A 9,328-nucleotide genomic window follows, 5' to 3' on the forward strand; every position below is an offset into this window, starting at 1 on the left:
GGAAAGAAGTTTAAGTGTGGACACTGTGGATGGGAAGGGGATGCGGATTTGAATGGTGCGAATGTGATTGCGCTTTTTGGGGCTGCTGTAAACCAGCCTAGAGGTTCGTGGTTGGCTTGCCAACTGCAGGGCTACCGAAAGCCCGCTCCGTACCGCTTTAGCGGTCGGAGTCGGGTAGTTTACGTTTTCACTTCCGAATCTCTCCTATCCAACAGGTTTTGCAACCACACCTGAATATCCCGCAGGCTCTCCGGGGAAACTTCATGGCCCATCTCGTACTCGCGATAGGTAAAGTTCAGTGGCAGCGGGGCAAAACAATCCCGGATCTGACGGCCAAAAGCAATCGGCAAAACAGCATCAGCAGTGCCATGAACCACCAGGATGGCCAGGTGTTTCATCCGCTCCGGCTCCACCGCCTCGGCCAGGATCTCTGGAGATAAACGCCCACTCATCGCCACCACCCCTGCCAGCTTCTCCGGCTGGGTCAGAGCCAAATACAGGCTCATGATCGCCCCCTGGCTAAACCCCAGCAAATACACCTGCCTGGGATCCAAGGCAATATCCGGGATCCCACTGGGCAGCGTCTGTTCTAGAAAGCGGCTCAGGAGCTGGAGGCTATTGCGCGCTTGCTGGGGATCCCCCACCAGCCCTTCTGGCGTCCAGGCCATTTCAAACCAGGCAAACCCGCCTCCACTCCAAGGAATAGGGGCTCTCAAGCTGATCACCGCCAACCGAGGATCCAGATAGGGGGCCAACTGGAACAAATCCCCCTCGTGGCTGCCGATCCCGTGCAGCATTACCAACGCAGGCGCGGGTCCTAAGCCGCCCTGTCGGGGGGGCTGAACGCGGTAGGTGAGGGGGAAAGGAGAAAACACGCCACGGATCCTCAGAAGCAGAGACGGGGTATGGCCGGCCTACGCCCAATCCTGGGGCTGGCGGAGCACCTGGTAGAGCTTAGCTTCCCACGTGTCCGGCTGGGGCTCGTAGCCATATTCCCAGCGCACCAATGGCGGCAAAGACATCAAGATCGACTCGGTGCGGCCCTGGGTCTGGAGTCCAAAGATCGTGCCGCGGTCATAGACCAAGTTGAACTCCACGTAGCGCCCGCGACGATAGAGCTGGAATTGCCGTTCTCTCTCCCCCCATTCCATCCCCTGCCGCCGCTCCACAATCGGCACATAGGCCGGCAAGAAGGCGTCGCCACAGGTTTGCACCAACTGGAAAAGATGTTCCCAACTGCGGGATCCCACCCGCACCTGTAACGATGGTGGCTCAGAAGCCAGTTGTTCGGGATCCCCTTCCGCCTGGCCTTCAGGCCGATAGAGCAGCCCAGGGCGTTCATCCTGATAGTCGAAGAAAATGCCGCCAACGCCGCGCGCCTCGCCGCGATGAGGTAGGAAAAAGTAGCGATCGCACCAGATCTTGAAAACTGGGTAGTAGACGGGATCCAAGCGGTCACAGGCTGCCTTGAGGGTGCGGTGAAAATGGGCCGCATCCTCCTCAAACAGGTAATAGGGGGTGAGATCCATCCCGCCCCCAAACCACCAAACCGGCCCCGCCTCGAAATAGCGATAGTTCAGGTGTACCGTCGGCACATAGGGGTTGCGAGGATGCAACACCATAGAGGTGCCTGTGGCGTAGAAAGGATGCCCTGCCGCTTCTGGACGCTGTTTCAGAATCGAAGGGGGCAGATGGGATCCGAACACCTCGGAAAAATTGACTCCCCCCTGCTCAAACACGTCTCCCTGCTGAATGACCCGCGAGCGCCCGCCCCCTCCTCCAGGGCGTTCCCAACGGTCTTCCCGAAACTTGGCTTTTCCGTCTAGGGCCTCCAGACGGGCACAGATGTCATCTTGTAGGCGCTGCATGAATTGGCTCACCTGTTGACGGGCATCCACTGGCAGCGCTGTAGGGCTTGAGGCCAGCATCATAGTCTTCCAATCTCTCGAAACTCGACAAAAACCTCTCCAGCCCCCATCAAACCTCTCAGACTGGGAGAGCCGAACTGCCAAACTGAAGAGTTCTAACCTGGCCGGGCAAGAAACTCCCTGGAAATCCAGGCCGCTCTTGGATCTTACGTGGGAACCGCCTCATAGGGACGAAGTCGCGCCCATTTGTTCCGTTCCTCGCGAAAGCTCTGGCAGCCCACCACATCCCATTCCATCTCGGTGCCCCCATTGCGGATATTGACATTGATCTGGGGGCCCTGCGGCTCAAAATCCGGCGTCAGTGTGAGATGAGGTTGCTGATGCTGCGCTTCCACGGCATGGTAGGTGGTACAGCGATCCACGTAGTAGCAGTGAATACAAATACACATGGCTGCTGCCTGCAAGAAACGGTTCCCAACCTTGAGGGTAGCATCCTGCCTCCTTCCAGACGGCGGATCCCCTCTTTCTCAGCCGATTCTTGAGATATTTCTTAGCAAAGAGAGGCATCTCCTCGTCTCTCGTCTAAAATCTCGACATATTTCTCAGGATGGGGCTTGATCTGTCCTTAGGATCGAACCATCCAGGCTATCCAGAGGAACTGCCATGAACACCCACACCCGCTACCGCTTCACCTGCACCCTCTCCTTTGGAGATATCTACGGCCAGATCATCGTTTGGCTGATTGTCATCTTTGCCAGCTTGGCCGCTGCCCTCTCCCTGATGAATAGCCCCCTCTACGCTTTTCTCACCATTGCTCTGATTTTGGTGATCTCCCTGCCTTTCCTGCTCTTCGCCTTCGTGACCACCCTGCTCAATCACATCGAGTTTGCCGTTGTCCCTCCTGAGGAAGAGGAAAATCGCGCTGCTGCTGCCGCTAAGTCGCCCGTGGCCGTCAGTTAGAAACAACTGGCAGTCGGTTGGCGCTTGTCGGATGGATCCCTTGCCCCAAAGACACCTGTGCTGAGTTAAAAAAACCTTGGCTCTCTTGGTCTAGCGCTTGAGTTGGCCCCTGCAAGGCGAGCAAGCGGGTAGCCTTTTATTGGCATTTTATTGGCAATTGTTTTACCAAAGAATTGGGTCTAAAGCCCTGCCGTTCACGGCAGCTTTTGTGCTGTACTCTAGACCAGTAGTAGAGTAGTCAACCACTTAAAAAACCCGGTAGTCCGGCGACTACGCAAGCAACCTAAATAGGTTTTGCCCTTTCTCTTCAACGGTACTTAGGGCAGAAGGGAACTGCCCCGCTTGGGGAGATGGGCACCGCTGTCGTAAAGGGGCAACCCGATACGGCAAGTGCTGTCTTGGAACCAAGAGCCAGAATCCTCTGCCTTTGGGCAGGGGAGTATGGTGACATCCTCCCGGCGCTCGTCCTGTGGACAGAGCGCGGGCCACCCTTCCCGTCAGCAGGACGGAGTCCTTACCTCGCGGTCGGGCATTCCTGCCCCACGCCACTTGTCTGGGTCTACAACCCCCGACAGACCGACTGAACAGGCAGTTTCCCTTCCCCAGCCTCCCTGGCTACTGCCAGCTCGCAAAACAAGTCTAATCCCAGGGAACGGTGCATCGGCAGACAGGATGGACTCCTGCACCCAGGAACCCCTGTCCACCGGCCAAGAGCAAGATGCTATCCACTCGTTGATTTCCGGCAAAGTGTAGTTGTATACGTCCCGGCCAATCTCCAGCCACGCCAACAGCAAGGCCTCCGTCCCGCTGACGCGAGCGGCTTGTTGGGAGGCATCTGGATCAATCCGGTGCTTGTAGGTTACACCAGCATAAGTAGGTTTTGCTACAGATTTCGCTCAGGGGTATGGTGGGGATCCCTGTATCCCGGTGCTTACCCTGCGGGTAGAGCGCAGGACTGATTGCCCCCGCACCACCGTTAGCTAAATCGTTGAGTTGCTCTGCAAGCTAAGATCGGCAAACCCTGTTCCATCGATGAGGATCCGCGTCGGCCATGATGACCGTAATGGAGTTTTTCGCCCTCAGTGCTGGGGAGTGGATGTGCCAACGCACCAGCCATCACTTGGCTTTTCGCCGCTCTGAGGGTGGGAGGTCGCGGCTACAAATTGCCACCCTTGCGGCAACCGATCCAGCAGTCATCCGGGTTTGCGAGTTGTTCAGGGTGGATCCCCGACGAGCTGTGGGAGCAGCGCGGGTGCAGTGGGATGGCGAGCAGGAGTGGGACAACGAAGAGTACAAGGGAGACGTGGTGCTGGTACCTATCCCCGATGAGACCGATCCCATGCGCGGGCAGTTGCTGCGGGATCAGGGCTACGCCGAGAAAGTGCCGGTGGCCGGTACCTATGTCATGGGATCCGATGGCGCCCTCACCCTCTACACCCAGTATGAGATGACCGAATCGGAAGAGCGCATTTGGTTTGCCAGCCCCAACTTGCGCCTGCGGGCCAGCACTGTCAAGCGGTTCGGTGGCTTCAGCATGGCTTCTTTCTGCTCCGAGGTGCGTAAACTCTCCGTCGGCCCTTCTCCCACCCCTACGGTGGCCGAATCCAGCTCTTTCCGCAGCTAGAGCGTTTTCTCCTCAACCGCAACACGGGTTGTGCCATGCACCAAGTCTTGGATCTGGGGATTAACCTGCTCCACGCCAATCAACACCAGGCCGACCACAACCGGGAGCATTTTGATGCCTGGGGAGTAACCTGTCTGAACCTCATGAGCGCGCCGGGGGCGGGTAAGACGTCTTTGCTGGAGAAAACCGTGGTCGCTCTTGCCGGCTCGCTGCGCCTGGCGGTGATCGAGGGAGACATGACGACCCAACTGGACGCGGAGCGGTTGCGTCGCTACGGGATCCCGGTGATTGCCATCAACACGGGGCGGGCCTGTCATTTGGATGCGGCCATGGTGGCCGGGGGCTTGCAGCAATTGGAAGCACTGCTGGATCCCCAACAACTGGATTTGCTGCTGGTGGAAAATGTCGGCAACTTGGTCTGCCCGGCGGAGTTTGAGGTGGGGGAACACGCCAAGGTAGCACTGCTCAGCGTCACAGAAGGGGAAGACAAGCCTCTCAAGTACCCAGTCATGTTTCGAGAGGCGGATTGTCTGCTGATCACCAAAGTGGATCTGGTTCCTGTGTTGGAGGTGGATTTGGATCGGATCCAGGCCAATATCCGCGAGATCAACCCTTCTGTGCCGATTTTTTGTCTTTCTGCCAAGACGGGTGACGGGCTGGAGCCCTGGCTGGGCTGGATCCGAGAGCAGATTCTCCTTGCCCAACACCGACGGCAGCCGCAGTGAAGGGTATCATACTGAGCATCTAGCCGTGGAACTCTCCTCACCTGAGCTGGCCAGGCAGGGGATGAGTTAGCACCTCTGGCGGGTCAATTTGCAGATAACTTGTGTGGATGGAAAATCCCGGCTATGGCCAATTTAAGTGACTTTGTACAGGGCATTGAGCAGTTGATCGAGCTGGCTCAGAAGCTGGACGAGAAAAAGCAAAGTGGAGAGCTGCGAACCGAAGTCCGCATCCAGGCCCGTCCTCTGGGCAGTTCTATTCCCCCTTCCGGCTCCATCCCCCGCCGCCGCAGCCCTGCCCAAACGGGGGATCCCCCCTGGAGCAGCGAGCCCCAAGTGATGTCTGCGGTTCGCTTCCAGGAACCGTCCAAGGCCGCTGTGCCCGACCCGCCAGCAACTTCTGCCGACCGCCCAGAGTCTTGGGCTGGGCCACGCCTCAAGGATGTGGGGGGACTGAGGGAACAGCTCCAAGCGCTGCGGGAGATGGTGGAGATCCCCCTCAAGCGGCCCGATCTGCTGGCCAAGCTGGGGTTGGATCCGCCCCGCGGCGTGTTGTTGGTAGGCCCCCCCGGCACCGGCAAAACCCTGACGGCCCGCGCCCTGGCCGAGAGCCTGGGGGTGAACTACATCGCCATTGTCGGCCCGGAGCTGATCGGCAAGTACTACGGCGAGGCGGAGGCGCGCCTGCGGCAACTGTTTGAAAAGGCAGCCAAATCGGCTCCCTGTCTGGTGTTTATTGACGAAATCGATGCCCTAGTGCCCAACCGCGCCACTGTCGAGGGGGAGGTGGAAAAACGCCTGGTGGCCCAGATGCTGGGGCTGATGGACGGGTTTGTGGCCCAAAAGGGGATCGTGGTGCTGGCAGCCACCAACCGGCCCGAGGCTCTGGATCCGGCTCTGCGGCGACCGGGGCGCTTTGATCGGGAGGTGATCTTCAAGGTGCCGGACCGGGAGGGGCGGCGGGAGATCCTGGCCATCCACACCCGCGGCATGCCCTTGGCGGAGGATGTGGATCTGGACAGCCTGGCGGATCAGACGCTGGGCTTTGTGGGGGCAGATCTGCGGGGCCTGTGCCAGGCAGCAGCCTATGCGGCTTTGCGGCGGCAGGTGCCCGATTTGGGATCCCCCATCCCCGAGTCCCTGACGGTAACCGCAGCGGATTTTCAACAGGCTCTGCAACAGGTGAAGCCGGCGGTGCTGCGCTCGGTGGAGATTGAATCCCCGCAGGTGAGCTGGGATCAAATTGGCGGTTTGGATCACGCCAAGCAGATTTTGCAAGAGGCCATCGAGGGATCCCTGCTGCACCCTGAGTTGTACGAGCAGGCTCAGGCCCAAGCGCCCAAGGGCATCCTCCTCAGCGGCCCCCCTGGCACTGGCAAAACCCTGTTGGCCAAAGCCATCGCTTCCCAGGCCAAGGCTAACTTCATTGCCGTCTCCGGCCCGGAGCTCTTGAGCAAATGGGTGGGATCCTCCGAGCAGGCGGTACGGGAACTTTTTGCCCGCGCCCGCCAATGCGCCCCCTGTGTCATCTTCATCGACGAGATCGACACCCTCGCCCCGGCGCGGGGAAGCTACTCCGGGGATAGTGGGGTCAGCGACCGCGTTCTGGGGCAGCTGCTGGCAGAGCTGGACGGGATCCGCCCCAGCCAGGGGGTGTTGGTGGTGGCCGCCACCAACCGCAAAGCCAGTTTGGATCCCGCCCTCACCCGGGCCGGCAGGTTGGAGCTGCACCTGAGCGTGGAGCTGCCGGATCGCAGCGGGCGACGGGAAATTTTGGCCGTTCACAACCGCAAGCGTCCCCTGGGGCCTGATGTGGACTTACAGGGGTGGGCCGAGCAGACCGAAGGTTGGAGTGGTGCCGACCTGGCCCTGCTCAGCAACCGCGCCGCCATTGCCGCCATCCGCCGCCACCGCGCCACTTCCGAGACGGTGGATGCCAAAACCCTGGTCATCCAACAGGAAGACTTCTGCCGAGCCTTTGCCGAGCTGCAGCAGCAACGCCAAGCCGGCTGATCCCAGCCTGAGGGCTATTCCCATCACGCCAGCGGTTCGGAGCACCTTCAAACTTTCAAAATCAAAAGACTGGGATCCCTTGCCATTCTGGTTGGCTGTGGGCGTGGGCTGACTCACCGCAGGTGCGGGGGGTGGGAAAGATCTTGCCGGGGTTGGCGATGTGCTGGGGGTCGAACACTTGCCGCACCCATTGCATGCTCTCCAGATCCGCAGGCGTAAACATTTCCGGCATGTAGCAGCGTTTGTCTGCCCCGATGCCATGTTCGCCGGAGATGCTGCCCCCCAAGCGCACGCAGAGCTTAAGGATCTCGCCCCCCAGTTTCTCCACCTGCTCCAGGGATCCCGGCACCGACTCGTCGTAGAGGATCAAGGGGTGCAGATTGCCGTCGCCAGCGTGAAACACATTGGCCACCGGATAACCGTACTCACGGCTGAGGCGCTCGATTTCCTTCAAGACAAAGGCTAGCTGGCTGCGGGGGATCACCCCATCCTGAACATAGTAGTTGGGGCTGAGCTTGCCCATGGCGGCAAATGCTGCCTTACGTCCTTTCCACACCCGCGCCCGCTCTTCCGGGTCGGATGCGACTTGCACCTGTCGCGCCCCATTTTTGAAGCACAGCGCCCTCACCTGTTGGCTGGCTTCTTCCACCTCCAGTTCCAGCCCATCCACCTCCACCAACAAAATGGCCGCCGCATCCCGCGGATAGTAGCCCAACTGCACCACATCCTCCACGGCATTGATGCTGAAGTTGTCCATAATCTCCAGGCCGGCGGGGATGATCCCGGCAGCAATGATGTCGGAGACGGTGGATCCCGCCGCTTCCACACTGTCAAAGTCTGCCAGCAAAACCTGCACTTGAGCCGGGGCCTTGAGCAAGCGCAGGGTAATCTCGGTGGCAATGCCCAGGGTGCCCTCGGATCCCACAAACAGCCCCACCCAGTCGTAGCCGGGCATCTCCGGGATCTTGCCTCCCCAGCACACCACCTCCCCATCCGGCAGCACCACCGTCAGGCCGAGAATGTGGTTGGCTGTTACGCCGTACTTGAGGCAGTGGACACCGCCGGAGTTCTCCGCCACATTACCTCCGATGGAGCAAACCGACTGGCTAGAGGGATCCGGCGCATAAAAGTAGCCTTGGGCGGCCACGGCCTGGGTAATCCAAGTGTTAATAACCCCCGGCTGCACCACCATGCAGCGGTTGTCCAGGTCGATTTCCAGGATCTGCTTCATCAGGGTGGTGGCGATGACGACGCTATTTTCCACCGGCAGGGCTCCCCCTGAGAGGCCCGTACCGGATCCCCGCGCCACGAAGGGCACCTGGTAGCGGCTGCACAGCTTCACCACCTGCGCTACCTCTTCTGTCGTGCGGGGCAGCACCACCAGCGCCGGCCTTTGCCGGTAGCTGACCAGCCCATCGCATTCGTAAACCAGCAGCTCCTCCGGCTTGCTGATCACCCGCTGGGGATCCAGAATCTTTTTGAGCTCAGCCGTCAGCCTGATCCAGTCGAAGGTGAGGCCGGTCTGTAGAGGATGAGCAGAAGCGTTCGCGCTAGCGGTGCGGAGCACTTTCATAACAGTAGGCTCAGCAGGAGTTTGGGAGGGGGATATTGTCACTATAGTCTTGCTGGCTCCAACAGATAGTCCATGCAGCCCAACTCCCCCAGCGCCGAACAAATCCTCAACCAAGTGCGGCAGCTCTACGAGCTCTACCCTTTCCCCCCGCAGCCCGTCGGCACTGTTCCCCCGCCAGGGTGGAATTGGCGCTGGAGTTGGCCCCAGGCCCATGCCTTTTGTACGGGATCCCATCCGGGTCGGCGCAAGGTGCGCATTCTGGATGCGGGCTGTGGCTCGGGAGTGGGAACAGAATACATTGCCCACCAAAACCCCAACGCAGAAATTTGGGCCTTTGATCTGAGCAGCCGCGCCCTGGAGATTGCCGAGGCCCGTTGTCGGGCTTCCCAGGCACCGCCGGTGCAGTTTCGCCAGCTCAACGTCTACGACATCGACCAGCTGCCGGGGCAGTTTGACTTCATCAACTGCGTGGGCGTGCTCCACCACCTGCCCGATCCGCTAGCGGGGCTGCAGGCTTTGGCCGGCAAATTGGCTCCCGGCGGGCTCTTGCACCTGTTTGTGTATGGTG

The 9,328-nt window shown here is 59.9% G+C and carries 9 protein-coding genes and 1 pseudogene; 6 read left to right on the forward strand and 4 right to left on the reverse strand.

Annotated elements, in window-relative coordinates:
* A pseudogene (locus tag NW828_RS13145) lies at positions 1 to 234 on the forward strand (hypothetical protein); the annotation flags it as partial.
* On the opposite strand, the gene NW828_RS13150 reads toward NW828_RS13145, so the two are convergent.
* From NW828_RS13150 to NW828_RS13160, 3 genes are all read right to left on the reverse strand, one after another.
* Positions 180 to 875, reverse strand: a complete 696-nt coding sequence (locus NW828_RS13150; protein ID WP_414384329.1) for an alpha/beta hydrolase — start codon at positions 873 to 875, stop codon at positions 180 to 182. The pseudogene NW828_RS13145 and the gene NW828_RS13150 overlap by 55 nt on opposite strands.
* 39 nt (positions 876 to 914) lie before the next feature.
* Complete coding sequence (gene hemF, locus NW828_RS13155; protein WP_414349961.1) at positions 915 to 1,928, reverse strand: oxygen-dependent coproporphyrinogen oxidase; 1,014 nt, start codon at positions 1,926 to 1,928, stop codon at positions 915 to 917.
* A gap of 146 nt (positions 1,929 to 2,074) precedes the next feature.
* Positions 2,075 to 2,317 carry a Ycf34 family protein gene (locus tag NW828_RS13160; protein WP_011434378.1) on the reverse strand — a complete coding sequence of 81 codons (243 nt, stop codon included), beginning with the start codon at positions 2,315 to 2,317 and terminating at the stop codon, positions 2,075 to 2,077.
* Positions 2,318 to 2,531: 214 nt separating this feature from the next.
* Here NW828_RS13160 and NW828_RS13165 point away from each other — a divergent pair, with 214 nt between their 5' ends.
* The 4 genes from NW828_RS13165 to NW828_RS13180 all read left to right on the forward strand — a co-directional run bounded on the left by NW828_RS13165 (position 2,532) and on the right by NW828_RS13180 (position 7,187).
* Complete coding sequence (locus NW828_RS13165; RefSeq protein WP_011434379.1) at positions 2,532 to 2,828, forward strand: hypothetical protein; 297 nt, start codon at positions 2,532 to 2,534, stop codon at positions 2,826 to 2,828.
* 1,051 nt (positions 2,829 to 3,879) lie between these two features.
* Entirely contained in the window at positions 3,880 to 4,452 is a 573-nt protein-coding gene (locus tag NW828_RS13170) for a phycobiliprotein lyase (RefSeq protein WP_414384331.1), read from the forward strand.
* A 35-nt stretch (positions 4,453 to 4,487) separates the two neighbouring features.
* The gene (hypB, locus tag NW828_RS13175) at positions 4,488 to 5,177 is read left to right on the forward strand and encodes a hydrogenase nickel incorporation protein HypB (protein ID WP_414384332.1); all 690 of its coding nucleotides are present in this window, start codon (positions 4,488 to 4,490) and stop codon (positions 5,175 to 5,177) included.
* 123 nt (positions 5,178 to 5,300) lie between these two features.
* Entirely contained in the window at positions 5,301 to 7,187 is a 1,887-nt protein-coding gene (locus NW828_RS13180; RefSeq protein WP_414384334.1) for an AAA family ATPase, read from the forward strand.
* A 61-nt stretch (positions 7,188 to 7,248) separates the two neighbouring features.
* On the opposite strand, the gene glcD is transcribed toward NW828_RS13180, so the two are convergent.
* Positions 7,249 to 8,760: a glycolate oxidase subunit GlcD gene (glcD, locus tag NW828_RS13185; RefSeq protein ID WP_414384336.1), complete on the reverse strand. Its 1,512-nt coding sequence runs from the start codon at positions 8,758 to 8,760 to the stop codon at positions 7,249 to 7,251.
* 72 nt (positions 8,761 to 8,832) lie between these two features.
* Between glcD and NW828_RS13190 the strand changes: the two genes are divergently transcribed.
* Positions 8,833 to 9,328 (forward strand): class I SAM-dependent methyltransferase (locus NW828_RS13190; RefSeq protein WP_414384337.1); only part of this gene is annotated, 496 nt, incomplete at its 3' end.

The sequence above is a fragment of the Synechococcus sp. W55.2 genome (assembly GCF_047461635.1).
In the GTDB taxonomy this organism is placed as follows: domain Bacteria; phylum Cyanobacteriota; class Cyanobacteriia; order Thermostichales; family Thermostichaceae; genus Thermostichus.

Excerpts from the sequence above, each read along its gene's own strand:
- hemF (WP_414349961.1), bottom strand. The coding sequence starts at position 1,928 with ATGCTGGCCTCAAGCCCTACAGCGCTGCCAGTGGATGCCCGTCAACAG.
- NW828_RS13160 (WP_011434378.1), bottom strand. The coding sequence starts at position 2,317 with ATGTGTATTTGTATTCACTGCTACTACGTGGATCGCTGTACCACCTAC.
- NW828_RS13165 (WP_011434379.1), top strand. The coding sequence starts at position 2,532 with ATGAACACCCACACCCGCTACCGCTTCACCTGCACCCTCTCCTTTGGA.
- NW828_RS13170 (WP_414384331.1), top strand. The coding sequence starts at position 3,880 with ATGATGACCGTAATGGAGTTTTTCGCCCTCAGTGCTGGGGAGTGGATG.
- hypB (WP_414384332.1), top strand. The coding sequence starts at position 4,488 with ATGCACCAAGTCTTGGATCTGGGGATTAACCTGCTCCACGCCAATCAA.
- NW828_RS13180 (WP_414384334.1), top strand. The coding sequence starts at position 5,301 with ATGGCCAATTTAAGTGACTTTGTACAGGGCATTGAGCAGTTGATCGAG.
- glcD (WP_414384336.1), bottom strand. The coding sequence starts at position 8,760 with ATGAAAGTGCTCCGCACCGCTAGCGCGAACGCTTCTGCTCATCCTCTA.